General features: G+C 62.0%; 12 protein-coding genes and 1 pseudogene. 9 read left to right on the forward strand and 4 right to left on the reverse strand.

Going from position 1 to position 16287, the window contains the following annotated elements:
- Complete coding sequence (locus tag ACM530_RS04825; RefSeq protein WP_416364365.1) at positions 1-1512, reverse strand: efflux transporter outer membrane subunit; 1512 nt, start codon at positions 1510-1512, stop codon at positions 1-3.
- A 182-nt stretch (positions 1513-1694) separates the two neighbouring features.
- Here ACM530_RS04825 and ACM530_RS04830 point away from each other — a divergent pair, with 182 nt between their 5' ends.
- The 5 genes and pseudogenes from ACM530_RS04830 to ACM530_RS04850 all read left to right on the forward strand — a co-directional run.
- A complete protein-coding gene (locus tag ACM530_RS04830) occupies positions 1695-2663 on the forward strand; it encodes a LysR family transcriptional regulator (RefSeq protein ID WP_122719937.1) in 969 nt (322 codons plus the stop codon).
- 1025 nt (positions 2664-3688) lie between these two features.
- On the forward strand, positions 3689-4663 hold the full coding sequence (locus ACM530_RS04835; RefSeq protein ID WP_416364366.1) for a 2-hydroxyacid dehydrogenase: 975 nt from the start codon (positions 3689-3691) through the stop codon (positions 4661-4663).
- 131 nt (positions 4664-4794) lie between these two features.
- A complete protein-coding gene (locus ACM530_RS04840) occupies positions 4795-5697 on the forward strand; it encodes a chemotaxis protein CheV (protein ID WP_145166225.1) in 903 nt (300 codons plus the stop codon).
- A 21-nt stretch (positions 5698-5718) separates the two neighbouring features.
- Positions 5719-6183 (forward strand): GNAT family N-acetyltransferase, encoded by a 465-nt coding sequence (locus tag ACM530_RS04845; RefSeq protein ID WP_277933550.1) that lies wholly within the window; start codon positions 5719-5721, stop codon positions 6181-6183.
- Between the two features lie 40 nt (positions 6184-6223).
- Positions 6224-6325, forward strand: a pseudogene (locus tag ACM530_RS04850) (YkgJ family cysteine cluster protein); the annotation flags it as partial.
- A 90-nt stretch (positions 6326-6415) separates the two neighbouring features.
- Here ACM530_RS04850 and ACM530_RS04855 read toward each other — a convergent pair.
- From ACM530_RS04855 to ACM530_RS04865, 3 genes are all read right to left on the reverse strand, one after another.
- On the reverse strand, positions 6416-7579 hold the full coding sequence (locus tag ACM530_RS04855) for a transporter substrate-binding domain-containing protein (protein ID WP_416364367.1): 1164 nt from the start codon (positions 7577-7579) through the stop codon (positions 6416-6418).
- Positions 7580-8108: 529 nt separating this feature from the next.
- On the reverse strand, positions 8109-8900 hold the full coding sequence (locus ACM530_RS04860) for a transporter substrate-binding domain-containing protein (protein WP_145166228.1): 792 nt from the start codon (positions 8898-8900) through the stop codon (positions 8109-8111).
- 164 nt (positions 8901-9064) lie between these two features.
- Positions 9065-9298: a hypothetical protein gene (locus ACM530_RS04865; protein WP_416364368.1), complete on the reverse strand. Its 234-nt coding sequence runs from the start codon at positions 9296-9298 to the stop codon at positions 9065-9067.
- A 219-nt stretch (positions 9299-9517) separates the two neighbouring features.
- Here ACM530_RS04865 and ACM530_RS04870 point away from each other — a divergent pair, with 219 nt between their 5' ends.
- Genes ACM530_RS04870 through ACM530_RS04885 form a run of 4 tightly spaced genes read left to right on the forward strand, consistent with a single transcriptional unit; the run spans position 9518 to position 15818 of the window.
- Positions 9518-10684, forward strand: coding sequence for an efflux RND transporter periplasmic adaptor subunit (locus ACM530_RS04870; protein WP_145166229.1), 1167 nt, complete (start codon positions 9518-9520; stop codon positions 10682-10684).
- Complete coding sequence (locus ACM530_RS04875; RefSeq protein WP_416364369.1) at positions 10681-13776, forward strand: multidrug efflux RND transporter permease subunit; 3096 nt, start codon at positions 10681-10683, stop codon at positions 13774-13776. Before ACM530_RS04870 ends, ACM530_RS04875 begins: the two co-directional genes overlap by 4 nt.
- 10 nt (positions 13777-13786) lie before the next feature.
- Positions 13787-14464 carry a heavy metal response regulator transcription factor gene (locus tag ACM530_RS04880; RefSeq protein ID WP_053254480.1) on the forward strand — a complete coding sequence of 226 codons (678 nt, stop codon included), beginning with the start codon at positions 13787-13789 and terminating at the stop codon, positions 14462-14464.
- Positions 14454-15818 (forward strand): heavy metal sensor histidine kinase, encoded by a 1365-nt coding sequence (locus tag ACM530_RS04885; RefSeq protein ID WP_145166232.1) that lies wholly within the window; start codon positions 14454-14456, stop codon positions 15816-15818. Before ACM530_RS04880 ends, ACM530_RS04885 begins: the two co-directional genes overlap by 11 nt.
- The last annotated feature ends 469 nt before the right edge of the window (positions 15819-16287 follow it).

The raw sequence follows: 16287 nt of genomic DNA on the forward strand, positions 1-16287 counted from the left end.
TCAGTGATCAAACACGGCAAGCGCCGCCGGGGTCTTGCTCGGAAGGGTCTTGGTGTCTGGCGGCACATCGTTGCCGGCGCCGAGCCCGCCGCCCAGGGCGGTGACCAGTTCGGCGTGGGCACTCAGGCGTGCGGCTTGCACCTGTTGTTCGATTTGCTGCTGGTGGAACAGCAAGGTCTGGGCGTTCAGCACGTTGAGGTAATCGGTGAGGCCGCGCTGGTAGGCGATCATCGCGATGTCGTAGGTTTTCTGCGCAGAGGCCACGGACTGCGCGGCGAAGGACGCCTGCTTGTCCATCGATTCGCGGCGGATCAACTGGTCGCTGATGCCCTTGAGCGCGTTGACCAGCGTCTGGTTGTACTTGGCCACGGCCAGGTCATAACCGGCGCTGGCTTCGCCCAGTTGCCCACGCAAACGACCGCCGTCGAAGATCGGCAAGGTGATCGCCGGGCCGACGTTGTAGTTGAATTTCTTGCCCGCCAGAAACTCCAGCAGGCCGCCGCCGGTGGCCATGTAGCCGAAGCTGCCGACCAGGTCGACGTTGGGGTAGAAGCCGGCGTGCGCGACGTCGATGCCACGGGCTTGCGCGGCGACCTGCCACCGAACGGCGACCACGTCCGGGCGCTGGCCAAGCAATTGCGCCGGCAGGCTCGACGGCAATTTCAGCGGCGCGGCGAGGGATAAACTCGGGCGTTGCAGTTGTGCACCCTCGCCCGGACCTTTGCCCGCCAAAGCAGCCAGTTGGTTGCGGCTCAGGGCGATGTCCTCGTCGAGCGCGTCGAGCTGGCGATGGGTCTCCGGCAACGGCGTTTCGGCCTGGCTGACGTCGAAGTGCGTGCCGATCCCGGCGTTCAGGCGTTTATTGGCCAGGTCGAGAATCTGCTGCTGCTGGGCCAGGGTGGCGGCGACGATGTCGCGGTTGGCGTACTGCAAGGACAACTGGATGTAGGCGCGCACCACGTTGTTCTGCAATTCGAGCTGGGCCTGGCGCGCTTCGGCGGCGCTCATATGCGCCAGGTCGACAGCGCGTTCGCTGGCGTTGCTTTCGCGGCCCCACAGGTCGAGGGCATAGCTCAGGCCCAGGGACGAATTGCTGTCCCAGGTGGTTGTTCCGCTCAACTCGCCGGGGCCGTAGAACTGATCCTTCGGCCAGTTGTGGCGTTTGAGGGTGGTGTCACTGTTGATCTGCAACGACTCGGCCGACTCGACGATGCCGGCCATGGCCCGCGCCTCACGCACCCGCGCGGCGGCCATGGCCAGGCTCGGGCTGTTTTGCGTGGCAAGTTGCACCCAATGATTGAGTTGCGGATCGCCATAGGCTTGCCACCATTGCGTGGTGGGCCAGTGGGCGTCGTGGGCGGCGCTCTGGATGGCTTCGTCGGTGGCCAGGTTATTGGCGTTGAGGGCCTGGCCTTGGGGGGCGATTCCTCCGGTTCCGATGCAGCTGCTGATTGCTAACGATAAGGCCCAAACACTGAGAGTCTTCAGCTCTCTGATGATGCGACGCGGCACGGCAAGCGTATTCCTGAGGTGGTGTTGCGCAAGAGGTGGCGCAATTCTAGGGGGCGCCATGGGGAACGATAAGCTGGCATTCCTGTGAATCTTTGTTACCGTTCAAGCGATAATCCGTTGGTAGGGATCACTGGACGGCGTAACTTTCTGTCACAATTTGCTATCTCCCCTGAGAACACTCCATGGACACTTTGCAAAACATGCGCGCTTTCAGTTGCGTGGCCGAAGCTGGCAGCTTCACCGCCGCCGCCGTGCAACTGGACACCACCACGGCCAACGTCTCGCGCGCGGTCTCCAACCTGGAAGCCCATCTGCAAACCCGCTTGCTCAACCGCACCACCCGCCGCATCGCACTGACCGAAGCCGGTAAACGCTATTTGCTGCGTTGCGAGCAGATCCTCGCCTACGTGGAAGAAGCCGAAGCCGAAGCCAGCGACGCGCACGCGCGGCCTGCCGGGCAGTTGAAAGTGCACACCATGACCGGGATCGGCCAGCATTTCGTGATTGACGCCATTGCCCGCTACCGCCGTACGCATCCCGACGTGACCTTCGACCTGACCCTGGCCAACCGCGTGCCGGATTTGCTCGATGAGGGCTACGACGTGTCGATCGTGCTGGCCAGTGAATTGCCGGACTCGGGGTTTGTGTCCCAGCGGCTGGGCATTACCTACAGCATCGCGTGTGCGTCGCCGGATTACGTCAAGACCAAGGGCTGCGCGCAACGGCCGCAGGATTTGCTCAACCATGCGTGCCTGCGGTTGGTGAGCCCGGTGATCCAGCTGGATAAGTGGACCTTCAACGGGCCTGAAGGCCAGGAAAGTGTGGCGATCAATACGTCGCCGTTTCTGGTCAATTCGGCGGATGCGATGAAAACGGCGATCACCAGTGGCATGGGCGTGGGTCTGTTGCCGGTGTATGCGGCTATCGAGGGGTTGCGTAACGGCACGCTGGTGCGGGTGATGCCTAACTACCGTTCGCAAGAGCTGAACTTGTATGCCATCTACCCGTCGCGCCAGTACCTGGATGCGAAGATCAAGACGTGGGTTGAATATCTGCGCGGGTCGTTGCCCGAGATTCTGGCGGCGCATCAGGCGGAATTGGTGGCGTATGAGTTGAGTGGGAGCCTTAGCGGGGCGCGGTTGGCTAACTGACTGGGCTTTGGGGTTGGGCTTTGGGCTTTGGGCTTTGGGGGCATATCCGTTATTTGGGTGATGGCGGGTATGGGTTCCGCTCTTACAGCGGGTCACTTTTGAAAAGAGCCCAAAAGTAACCAAAAGGCTCTTGCCCCACCACTCGGCACCTCGCTTAGGCTCGGTGTGCCCTCACTCCGGCTTGAATCCGTGGGCCGCCGTGACGGGCCATCCATGGCCCAACACGGCTAACCCGGCGTCCTGCCGGGTTACCCACGGATTCAAGCCTGCGTTCGGCCAGCGTGGTTTAACGGGGCGCCTAAGATCAAGATCAAAATCTACAGCACGGCGGCCTAGTAGCCGACCTGAGTGGTAGAAGCAAAACCGAGGCGGCCTGACAGCCGACCTGATTCTGGAACCTGAACTCAATCAAATGTGGGAGCTGGCTTGCCTGCGATGGAATCTACTGGGTTTCACTGACAGACCGAGGTGCCTGCATCGCAGGCAAGCCAGCTCCCACAGAAAAGCAAAGCACTGCGGTGGTGGAGGTTGAACTCGGTCAACTTGTGGGAGCGGGCTTGCTCGCGAAGGCGGTGTGCCAGTGACACATGAGCTGACTGAACCACCGTATTCGCGGGCAAGCCCGCTCCCACATTTGGATCTCTGTGCATCAGACAGATGTGGTGTTGCTGTGCTTTTGATCCGCTTTTGCTTCTACCACTCAGGTCGGCTACTAGGCCGCCGTGCTCTGCTTTTGATCTTGATCTGACAGGCCCCGTCAACCACGCTGGCAGAAGTGAGGGCATGCCGAGCCTAGGCGAGGCACCGAGTGGTGGGGCAAAGACCTTTTGGTTACTTTTGGCTGGGCCGGCATTCCGGGCGTTTGCCAAAAGTGACCCGCTGTAAGAGCGGAACCGCCAGCCGCCGTTACCGCAGCAACGGATATGTACACTCACCCACCAAACAACACCAAAAAGCTCCCCCCAATCCCCCCCAAGAATGTTAGCGTGCTTGGCATTCTTCCGTAGTCGATGAGCCCGCCTGCAATGAAAAAGACCGTCCTCGCCTTCAGCCGTGTTACCCCGGAAATGATCGAACGCCTGCAACAGGATTTCGAGGTCATCGTCCCCAATCCCAAGCTGGGCGACATCAACGCTCAATTCAACGAGGCCCTGCCCCACGCCCACGGTTTGATCGGCGTAGGCCGCAAGCTCGGCCGCGCACAGCTCGAAGGCGCAAGCAAACTGGAGGTGGTCTCCAGCGTGTCAGTAGGCTACGACAACTACGACGTGCCCTATTTCAACGAGCGCGGAATCATGCTCACCAACACCCCCGACGTACTCACCGAAAGCACCGCCGACCTGGCCTTCGCCCTGCTGATGAGCAGCGCACGCCGCGTGGCCGAACTGGACGCCTGGACCAAGGCCGGCCAGTGGAAAGCCAGCGTCGGCGCGCCACTGTTCGGTTGCGATGTACACGGCAAAACCCTCGGCATCATCGGCATGGGCAACATCGGCGCCGCCGTGGCCCGGCGTGGACGCCTGGGCTTCAATATGCCGATCCTGTACAGCGGCAACAGCCGCAAGACCGCGCTGGAACAGGAATTGGGCGCCCAGTTCCGCAGCCTCGACCAATTGCTGGCCGAGTCGGACTTCGTCTGCCTGGTGGTGCCATTGAGCGACAAGACCCGCCACCTGATCAGCACCCGCGAGTTGGGCCTGATGAAATCCAGCGCGATCCTGATCAATATTTCCCGTGGCCCGGTGGTGGACGAGCCGGCGCTGATCGACGCCCTGCAAACCCAGAAGATTCGGGGTGCCGGCCTGGATGTGTATGAGCAGGAGCCGCTGGCCGAGTCGCCGCTGTTCCAACTGAGCAACGCCGTAACCCTGCCGCACATCGGCTCGGCCACCCACGAAACCCGCGAAGCCATGGCCAACCGCGCCCTGGACAACCTGCGCAGCGCCCTGCTGGGCCAGCGCCCGCAGGACCTGGTGAACCCACAGGTCTGGAAGGGCTGACACATCCCCCCTGTGTGAGCGGGCTTGCTCGCTCCCACACACGCCAGCCCTGCATAAATCCGGTTAAAGCCTGGCGCGCCCGAGTCGATAACCCTCTATAGATCGTCATTCCTGATCCACAGAAGGTTTTTATGTCCACCACCAAAGCCCGCGCAGATTCACTCTCGCTTCTGCTCTTTACCTTGCGCAGCGGCAAGCTGATGGCGATCAACCTGCTGAAAGTCAGCGAAATCATCCCCTGCCCGCCGCTGACCAAGCTGCCGGAGTCTCACCCTCACGTCAAAGGCATCGCCACGCTGCGCGGTGCGTCGCTGTCGGTGATCGACCTGAGCCGCGCGCTGGGCGAAATGCCCCTGCAAGACCCGAACGGCGGCTGCCTGATCGTCACTGACGTCAGCCGTTCCAAGCAGGGCTTGCATGTGCAGGCGGTGAGCAAGATCGTGCATTGCCTGACCACCGACATTCGTCCGCCGCCGTATGGCTCCGGTGGCAACCGCTCGTTTATCACCGGGGTCACCCAGGTCGAAGGCGGGCTGGTGCAGGTGCTGGATATCGAAAAGGTCATCCACGGCATCGCCCCGGCACCGGTTGAAGCGGCGCCCACCGACCTGACCATGGAAGAGGCCGAAGTACTCGGCAATGCGCGGATTCTGGTGGTGGACGACAGCCAGGTCGCCCTGCAGCAATCGGTGCACACCCTGCGCAATCTCGGGTTGACCTGCCACACCGCACGCAGCGCCAAGGAGGCCATCGACGTGCTGCTGGAGCTGCAAGGCACGGCCGAGCAGATCAACGTGGTGGTCTCGGACATCGAAATGTCCGAAATGGACGGTTACGCCCTCACCCGTACGCTGCGCGAAACCCCGGATTTCCAGGAGCTTTACGTGCTGCTGCACACGTCTTTGGACAGCGCGATGAACAGCGAAAAGGCCCGCCTGGCCGGTGCCGACGCGGTGCTGACCAAGTTCTCTTCGCCCGAACTGACCAAGTGCCTGGTGGTTGCCGCCCAGACCGTGGCGCAAAAGGGCTTGTAACCGGTGACGCAATACTTCCACATGTTGCGCCGCGACCTGACCGGCAGCCTGCCCGCCCCGCAGTGGCCGGCCGATACTCGGCTGGGCCATTACCGTGATGAACTGGCCCCGGCGATTCATGCGGTGCTGCGCATGACCCAGGACCAGGGCGGCGGCCGTGTCGCCGGCCTGGAGCAATGGCGCCAGCAGTTCGTCACCGATGCCGAGTTCGACCCGACGCTGTGCCTGGTGGCCAGCAACGCCGAGGGCATCCTCGGTGTAGCCCAGTGCTGGACCAGCGCGTTTATCAAGAACCTTTCCGTGCATCCCTGCGCCCAAGGCCAGGGGCTGGGCCGCGCGTTATTGCTGCACAGCTTTCAGGTGTTCAAGCAACGCGGCGAACCCTACGTCGACCTCAAGGTGCGCGAAAGCAACCTGCGCGCCCGTCAACTGTATGAAAGCGCGGGCATGGTTTTTGTGCTGCGCGACCGGGTGCCCGAGGACTGACAGGCACTGGCGCATGACTTGCTTCGCAAGAGCCAGAACAGTGCATAGAGGCAATACCGAGGCGTTTGTGGCGATCACCTTTGCCGCCTACAACGCCGGGCGCTGCCGGAATCTTGCCGAAGACAACCGCTGCAACATCTACTGGATGCCGGCACCAGGATCGCCACCCAGGTGCCGGCCAACTACGCGTTTATTTCCTTGCGGGCGTCTCAGGCCCGCAGCCTGCGAGGGCTTACAGGCTGGCGATACACTCGATTTCGATCCGCGCATTCAACAACAGCTTGCCTGCCGCAAAGGTGGTTCGGGCAGGAAGCCGGCCTGCGGGGAAATAACTGGCGTACACCTCGTTCATTGCCGCGAAATCTTTGACATCGGCAAGAATCACCGTGCATTTGGCTACCCTGTCCATCGCCAAGCCTTTTGTCTTGAGCGTGCCACGCAAGTTTTCCAGGGCCTGGGCGGTTTCTGCGCGAATGCCTCCGCGCACCAGCTTGCCCTTTTCATCCAGGCCCAACACGCCGGCGAGATACAGGGTGTGCCCAACCTGCACCACCTCCGAGTAAGGAAAACCACCTTGCGCCGGTGTGTAAATCATCCGGGCCGCTGCGGATTCAGCCGGAGCCGGTGCCAGATAAGGCTGGGTAATGGCCGCGTATTTGCCACTGTCCTTCAAGCGCTGCAGCGCCGTGTTCAACGCCGCGGTCAATTGCGGGTCGGTTTTGCGCACCGCTATGGCCGGGCCGCTGCCCAACAACTCGTCATTGATCACCGGCCCCGCGAAGGCAAACGCTTTGCCTTGAGGGGTGTTCAGCAACGCCTGGGTGATTTCAACCGTGTCTTGCAAGGTCGCGTCCAACTCACCGGCCTTCAAGGCCTTGATCAGCTCGGCATTGAGGTTGAATTGACGTACCTGCACGCCTTGAGGCGCCCACCGTGCCAGCGCAAAAGCGGCTCGACTGGTGCCCGTCAGTACGCCCACGCGTTTGCCTCTGAGCGAACCGGGCGTTGGCAAAAGGCTGGAACCTGTGGGCGCGACCAATCTGCTTTCGAGGGCATAGAGCGGATGGGTGAAGTCGACTGTTTCGCGCCGTGGCGGCGTCGCGGTCATCGGCATGATGGCGTCAAAACGCCCGGCCTGAAGCGCGGCAAGGTTGGTTGCATAAGGCTGATCGACCCACACGCAGCGCGCGTTGAGTTCAGCACACAAGGCGTTGCCCAGCTCGATATCCAATCCGAGGAGTTCGCCCTGCTCATTGCGATATTCAAACGGCGGTACATCCGCCTCGACCCCGAAGCGGATTTCGCTCCACGGGTTTACGGGAGGGGGAGCCACCGCGCATCCGCTCCCGGCCAACATTATCAGCGCCAGCGCCAATATTCTTTTTGCCGTAGTCATAGACCTGTCCTGTTCAAAAGTGGTGTGAGACGTCCGTGCTCTATCACTCACGGCCCGAACGCACCCGACGTTCTAACAAGCACTGACTGGTCTTTAACTACGACACGCCTGTTTGTTTCATAGGAGAATTCCCAAATTCAGCCTAGACGCTTTTTGGCGTCAGCGCCGTTGGCCCCAGAACGCCTGCGCAAGCAGACGTAAATCTTGCGCCAGCGCCGCCACGTCGCCTGAGCTGCACTGGCTCTGCTGTGTGCCACGGCTTGCACCGCATCGCGGGCTGCGCCTTGCAGGGTGTTGATCACGCGCTGGACTTCATTGGTCGATTGCTGGGTGCGCTGTATCAGCGATCAATCGCGCGCGGGTCCGGCTTGGTGCGCACTGACTGATACTCCACCGTCGCCCCTTCCCGGGTCACCTGCGTGGCATAAGCGCGCTCGTAATTATTGGAGGAGTCGGCAGGTCGTCGACGCTAAGCGCGCCCATGGGGCGAACACTGATCCCGCTCATGTTCCGCGCAATTAATCAGCCATCACTGGTCGGAAGGCGGCTCGTTCAGATTGTAGGGCTGCACGATGCGCTGGTATTCACCGCTCTGGCGCAGTTGTTCAAGCGCACGGTTGAGGTCCTGGCGCAAGGCGGTGTCCGGTTTGCGCACCGCGATGGCCGCGCCGTCACCCAGCAGTTCAGCCGACACAACAGGACCCAGGAAGTCGAAATCCTGACCCTGCGCGGTGTCGAGCAGTGCCGTGCGGATTTCCACCGTGCCTTGCAGCGTCGCATCGATATGGCCGGCCACCAGGCTGCGCGTCAATTCGTCATTGAGCCAGAAACTCTTGATGATGACGCCCGCCGGCGCCCACTTGATTCGAGCAAAGGCTTCGCGGTTGCTCCCCAGCAGCACGCCGACCCGCTTGCCCCTGAGCGACTGCAGCGTCGGCATCAGGCCGGAGGTCTTGCGCCCTACCAGCCGGGTGGTGAACGGGTACAGCGTATCCGTGAAGTTCACCCATTGGCGCCGCCTGGAGGTGGGCGCCATGCCCATGATCGCGTCGAACCGTCGACCCTCAAGCGCAGGAAAACTCTCCATCAGCACCTGATCAACCCAGGTACAACGCACACCGAGTTGCTGGCACAACGCGTTTCCCAGGTCGATATTGAGCCCCACCAGTTGATCGTGCTGGTTGCGGCTTTGGAACGGCGGGAATTGCGCGGCGACCGCGAAACGGATCTCGCGCCGTGGTTCGTCAGCTGTTGCAGGTGTGCAGAAAACAGCGACCAGCAGGGATAAGGCAGGCGCAACACAGACACGTATCGAAACCACAAGGTACGTCCTTTTCCGGAAAGTCCAGCCTCACCACGCCCCGGCGCCATCCACCTGGGCGAAGCAAATGCTGTGCAAGCTTTCAAGAAACGGTCGTGCACCTGCAATCAGAAACGTCAGCGAGCGATGTAAGGCAATGCCGACAAATACGTGACCGATTACTCTCAGCGTTTACCCATCGAACGACGAGTGCCCGGCGGTGCCATACCTGGCGACTTGGTATGGCCGTTTTTGGCGCCATTTTTGTACCAAGGCTGGGCCGCATTCTTGGCCCCGGCCAGTTCACCCGGCTTGAACGGAAACTTGAACGCCGGGATCTCGGCTTTTTCAACGCCTTCAGCGCTGGCCGGATCGACGAGGTCGGCCGCTTCAACAGGGGATTGTATCGGGGAAGTCATGGAAGCTCCGGGGCATGCAGAAAATGAGGCGGCGGCCGGTTTGCGGGCCGCGCTGGCGCGCAGTATACCTGCGCGCCCCGGATCTTTAACCACCGCCTGTACGAATGGTCTGCCTTTACTGACAGCGCTGTCAGTTAGCAGTCACCGTGCTGACCGGGTCGGCGGGCTATAAAGAAAGCATCTTAATTTTCCCACCCCTTTGCCCCGGCGCCTCACCCCATGCACATTCAACGAAAAACCGCCCTGACCGTGGGTGTCCTCGTGGTAGTGGCGATTGCAGCCTGGGCCGTGACCCGGCCCGCCAAGACCAAACTGGCGGCGCCGAGCGCAATCCCGGTGCGGGTGGTGAGCGTGGTGCAACAGGACATTCCCCGCTTTGTCAGCGGCATCGGCTCGGTGCTGTCGTTGCACAGCGTGGTGATCCGCCCGCAAATCGACGGCATCCTCACCAAGTTGCTGGTCAAGGAAGGCCAACTGGTCAAAACCGGCGACCTGCTCGCCACCATCGATGACCGCTCGATCCGCGCGAGCCTCGACCAGGCCAAGGCGCAACTGGGGGAAAGCCAGGCGCAACTGCAAGTCGCGCTGGTCAACCTCAAGCGCTACAAGGAATTGAGCATCGACGACGGCGTGTCAAAACAGACCTACGACCAGCAACAAGCCTTGGTCAACCAGCTCAAAGCCACGGCGCAAGGCAACCAGGCTGCCATCGACTCCGCTCAGGTACAGCTTTCCTACACCCAGATTCGCTCTCCGGTGACAGGTCGCGTCGGCATTCGCACGGTGGATGAAGGCAACTTCCTGCGCATGAGCGATACCCAGGGCTTGTTCTCCGTGACGCAAATCGACCCGATTGCGGTGGAATTCTCACTGCCGCAACAAATGCTGCCGACCCTGCAAGGCCTGATCGCATCGCCGACTCAAGCCAGCGTCGATGCCTACATGGGCGCCGACACCGACGGGCAGACCGGCGACTTGCTCGGTGAAGGCCACCTGAGCCTGATCGACAACCAGATCAGCTCCACCACCGGCACGCTGCGCGCCAAGGCCGAGTTCAAGAATGCTTCGCAGCGCCTGTGGCCGGGGCAACTGGTGACCATCAAGATCCAGACCGCCCTCGACAAGAACGCCCTGGTGGTGCCGCCGACCGTGGTGCAGCGCGGCCTGGATGCGCATTTCGTGTACCGGGTCAACGGTGACAAGGTCGAGATTGTGCCGGTGCAAATCGCCTATCAGGACAGCGACGTGAACATCATCAAGGGCGTGCAGGCCGGGGATGTATTGGTCAGCGACGGCCAGTCGCGGCTCAAGGCCGGCGCCCAGGTCGAGGTGCTCAAGGAGCCACCACAAGCCATCCAGACGGTAGACGCCAAGGTGCAGCCATGAGCGGCAGCCGTTCGCCGTCGGCCTGGTGCGTCGACCACCCGGTCGCCACCCTGCTGCTGACCTTCGCCTTGGTGCTGCTGGGGTTGATTGCCTTCCCGCGCTTGGCCGTCGCCCCACTGCCAGAAGCGGAATTTCCGACGATCCAGGTCACCGCGCAGCTGCCCGGCGCCAGCCCGGACACCATGGCATCGTCGGTGGCCACCCCGCTGGAGGTGCAATTCAGTGCCATCCCCGGCATGACGCAAATGACCTCCAGCAGCGCCTTGGGCTCCAGCCTGCTGACGCTGCAATTCACCCTGAACAAAAGCATCGATACCGCTGCGCAGGAAGTGCAAGCGGCGATCAACACCGCCTCCGGCAAGCTGCCCAGCGATATGCCAAGCCTGCCGACCTGGAAGAAGGTCAACCCGGCGGACAGCCCGGTGCTGATTCTCAGCGTCAGTTCCGACAGCATGCCCAGCACCGAACTCAGCGACTACGTAGAGACCTTGCTGGCCCGTCAGATCAGCCAGATCGACGGCGTCGGCCAGATCAACATCACCGGCCAGCAGCGCCCGGCGATTCGCGTACAGGCTTCGCCCGACAAACTCGCGGCGATTGGCCTGACCCTCGCCGATGTGCGTCTGGCTGTTCAGCAATCGAGCTTGAACCTGGCCAAGGGCGCGATTTACGGTGAGAACAGCGTGTCGACCCTATCGACCAACGACCAGCTGTTTCACCCGGATGAATACGGCCAGTTGATTGTTTCCTACAAGAACGGCGCACCGGTTCAACTGCGTGATATCGCCAAAGTCATCAACGGTTCGGAAAACGCCTACGTACAGGCCTGGTCGGGCGACACGCCCGGCGTGAACCTGGTGATTTCGCGCCAGCCCGGCGCCAACATTGTCGAAACCGTGGACCGCATTCAAGCCGAGCTGCCGCGCCTGGAAGACATGTTGCCGGCCTCGGTGCAGGTCAGCGTGTTGACCGACCGCACCAAGACGATTCGCGCCTCGTTGCATGAAGTGGAAGTGACGTTGCTGATTGCCATCTTGCTGGTGGTGGCGGTGATGGCGCTGTTCCTGCGTCAATTGTCGGCGACGATGATTGTGTCCAGCGTGCTCGGCGTGTCGCTGATCGCCAGTTTTGCGCTGATGTATGTACTGGGTTTCAGCCTGAACAACCTCACGCTGGTGGCGATCGTAATCGCCGTGGGCTTTGTGGTGGACGACGCCATCGTGGTGGTGGAGAACATTCACCGCCACCTGGAGGCGGGCCTCGATAAACGCGAAGCGGCGATCAAGGGTTCCGGCGAGATTGGCTTTACGGTGGTGTCCATCAGCTTCTCGCTGGTGGCGGCGTTTATTCCGCTGCTGTTCATGGGCGGCGTGGTCGGACGGCTGTTCAAGGAGTTTGCGCTGACGGCCACCTCGACCATCCTGATTTCGGTGGTGGTGTCACTGACGCTGGCGCCGACGCTGGCCGCGCTGTTCATGCGCGCGCCCACCCATCACGCCCACGACAAGCCCGGTTTCAGCGAACGCCTGCTGGCCGGCTACGCGCGCAACCTGCGTCGCGCGCTGGCCCATCAACGCACGATGGCGGCGATCTTCATGGTGACCCTGGCCCTGGCCGTGGTCGGCTACATCTTTATCCCCAAGGGTTTCTTCCCGGTGCAGGACACCGGCTTCGTGCTCGGCACCAGCGAGGCCGCGGCCGACGTGTCGTACCCGGACATGGTCGCCAAGCACAAAGCCCTGGCCGAGATCGTCAAGGCCGACCCGGCGGTGGAAGCGTTTTCCCACTCGGTGGGCGTGACCGGCAGCAACCAGACCATCGCCAATGGCCGCTTCTGGATCGCCTTGAAAGATCGCGGTGATCGCGATGTGTCCGCCAGCCAGTTCATCGACCGCATCCGCCCCAAACTGGCCAAGGTGCCGGGCATCGTGCTGTACCTGCGCGCCGGCCAGGACATCAACTTAAGCTCCGGCCCGAGCCGGGCCCAGTACCAATACGTGCTCAAGAGCAACGACGGCCCGACGCTGAACACCTGGACCCAGCGCCTGACTGAAAAACTGCGCGCCAACCCGGCCTTTCGCGACCTGTCCAACGACCTGCAACTGGGCGGCAGCATCACCCACATCAGCATCGACCGCCAGGCCGCCGCGCGCTTCGGCCTGACCGCCACCGATGTCGACCAGGCGCTGTATGACGCCTTCGGTCAGCGCCAGATCAACGAGTTCCAGACCGAAATCAACCAGTACCAGGTGGTGCTGGAACTCGACACCCAGCAACGCGGCAAGGCCGAGAGCCTGAACTACTTCTACCTGCGTTCGCCGCTTACCAACGAGATGGTGCCACTGTCGGCGCTGGCCAAGGTCGACCCGCCCACCGTGGGGCCCTTGTCGATCAGCCATGACGGCATGTTCCCGGCCGCCAACCTGTCGTTCAACCTGGCGCCTGGCGTGGCGTTGGGCGATGCGGTGATCATGCTTAACCAGGCCAAGAACGAAATCGGCATGCCGTCCACCATGATCGGCACATTCCAGGGCGCGGCCCAGGCGTTCCAGAGTTCGCTGGCCAGCCAGCCCTGGCTGATCCTCGCGGCGCTGGTGGCGGTCTACATTATTCTGGGTGTGTTGTACGAGAGTTTCGTGCACCCGCTGACGATCATCTCGACCTTGCCTTCAGCGGGCTTGGGCGCGCTGATCATGCTGTGGCTGCTGGGCCAGGACTTTTCGATCATGGCCCTGATCGGCCTGGTGCTGCTGATCGGTATCGTGAAGAAGAATGGCATCCTGATGATCGACTTTGCCCTGGACGCCCAGCGCGTGCGCGGGCTGCCGCCCGAGGAGGCGATTTATGAAGCCTGCGTCACGCGGTTCCGGCCGATCATCATGACTACCCTCGCCGCCTTGCTCGGCGCGGTGCCGCTGATGCTCGGCTCCGGCCCGGGCGCGGAGTTGCGCCAGCCGCTGGGGATTGCGGTGGTCGGCGGCTTGCTGGTGAGCCAGGCGCTGACGCTGTTCACCACGCCGGTCATATACTTGTACCTTGAGAAGTTTTTCCACAGGCCCAAACCAGCGCTGGCGCTGGCGACCACACACTAAAGGCGGGGTCATGCGCGTCCTGATTATTGAAGATGAAGAAAAAACCGCGGACTACTTGCACCGCGGCCTGACGGAACAAGGCTACACCGTCGATGTGGCGCGTGAAGGTGTCGAAGGCTTGCACCTGGCGCTGGAAAACGATTACGCGGTGATCGTGCTCGACGTGATGCTGCCCGGCCTCGACGGCTTCGGCGTGTTGCGCGCGCTGCGGGCGCGCAAGCAAACACCGGTGATCATGCTCACCGCACGCGAGCGCGTGGAAGACCGCATTCGCGGCTTGCGCGAAGGCGCCGACGATTACTTGGGCAAACCGTTTTCGTTCCTCGAACTGGTGGCGCGCCTGCAAGCCCTGACCCGCCGCAGCGGCGGGCATGAGCCGGTGCAGGTCACCGTCGCTGACTTGTGGATCGATTTGATCAGCCGCAAGGCCAGCCGCAACGGCCTGCGCCTGGACTTGACCGCCAAGGAGTTTTCGCTGCTCAGCGTATTGGCGCGGCGCCAGGGTGAAATCCTCTCGAAAACGGCAATTGCCGAGATGGTCTGGGACATCAATTTCGACAGCGATGCCAACGTCGTCGAAGTGGCGATCAAGCGCCTGCGCGCCAAGCTCGACGGGCCGTTCGAGCACAAACTGCTGCACACCATTCGCGGCATGGGGTATGTGCTGGAGAACCGCAGTGTCGGCTAACTCCATCGCCCTGCGCCTGAGCGGCATGTTCACGCTGGTGGCGCTGCTGATCTTCGTGTTGATCGGCGGCGCGCTGTACCAGCAAGTGGACCGCGGCCTTGGGTTGTTGCCGGGCGCCGAGCTGGATGCGCGCTACAGCGTGCTCGAATCCTCGGTGAACCGCTTTGGCACGCCGGACCATTGGGCGAAAATCACCGCCAAACTGAAATTGCTCGGTGAGGAAGACAAGCGCATCCGCTTCTGGGTGGTGAGCAGCGATCCGAACTACGAGTACGGCAACCCGGATGCGCAGATCCGCGCGTTCGCCGCAGGGCCGACCGGTAAGCGCGACTTGCGCCTGCCGGGGCGCGAGTACCCGTTCAAGGTGTTGGTGAGCCAGTTCGCGGCGAAAGAACAGCGCCCGCCGCTGCGCTTTATGATCGCCATCGACACTGAAAACTTCCGCGCGACTCAGCACCAGTTGCTGGTGGCGTTGATCGGCCTGGCGTTTGTCGGCGTGGTGCTGGCGGCGCTGTTGGGGTTCTGGGTGTCGCGCATCGGCCTCAAGCCGTTGGGCAAACTCTCGGATGAAGCGCAGAAGCTTGCGCCGCCCAAGCTCTCGGGGCGCTTGCAACTGTCGCCGTTGCCGCCGGAGCTGAGCCAGTTCGTCAATTCATTCAACTCCACGCTGGATCGGGTGGAACAGGCTTATTCGCGCCTGGAATCGTTTAATGCCGATGTGGCCCATGAGCTGCGCTCGCCGCTGACCAACCTGATCGGCCAGACGCAGGTGGCGCTGACGCGCGGGCGTTCGGCCGAGCATTATTTCGAGGTGCTGCAATCCAATCTTGAAGAGTTGGAGCGGCTGCGTTCGATCATCAATGACATGCTGTTTCTCGCCAGTGCTGACCAGGGCAGCAAGGCCACCAAGCTGATCGAAAGCTCCCTGGCGGATGAGGTGGCGACCACGCTCGACTACCTGGATTTCATCCTCGAAGACGCCCAGGTTCAAGTGCGGGTGCGTGGCGATGCGTTGGTGCAGATCGAGAAAGCTCACTTGCGCCGCGCGTTGATTAATCTGCTCAGTAATGCCGTGCAGCACACCGCGGCGGGGCAGGTTATTGAGGTGGATATTCAGGTGCAGGAACATCAGGTGGCGATTGGGGTGACCAACCCTGGGGATGCGATTGCCAGTGAGCATTTGCCACGGCTGTTCGAGCGGTTTTATCGGGTGGATGCGTCGCGCAGCAACAGCGGGGCGAATCATGGGCTGGGGTTGGCGATTGTGAAGGCGATCGCTTTGATGCACGGCGGGGATGTGTTTGTGCGCAGTGAGGGTGGGGGAAATACGTTTGGCATAACCCTGCCGGTGTAGGGGTGGTTTGCTGGGGGTATATCCGTTATTTGGGTGATGGCCGCTTTGGGGTTCCGCCCTTACGGCGGGTCACTTTTGAAAAGAGCCCAAAAGTAACCAAAAGGCTCTTGCCCCACCACTCGGCACCTCGCTTCGGCTCGGTGTGCCCTCACTCCGGCTTGAATCCGTGGGCCGCCGCGACGGGCCATCCATGGCCCAACACGGCTAACCCGGCGTCCTGCCGGGTTACCCACGGATTCAAGCCTGCGTGAGGCCAGCGTGGTTTAACGGGGCGCCTAAGATCAAGATCAAGATCTACAGCACGGCGGCCTAGTAGCCGACCTGAGTGGTAGAAGCAAAACCGAGGCGGCCTGACAGCCGACCTGATTTTGGAAGCTGAACTCAATCAAATGTGGGAGCTGGCTTGCCTGCGATGGCATCAACCCGGTGTACCTGATGGACCGCGGTGCCTGCATCGCAGGCAAGCCAG

Origin of the sequence: Pseudomonas sp. NFX183, assembly GCF_047943075.1 — a bacterium.
Classification (GTDB): Bacteria; Pseudomonadota; Gammaproteobacteria; order Pseudomonadales; family Pseudomonadaceae; genus Aquipseudomonas.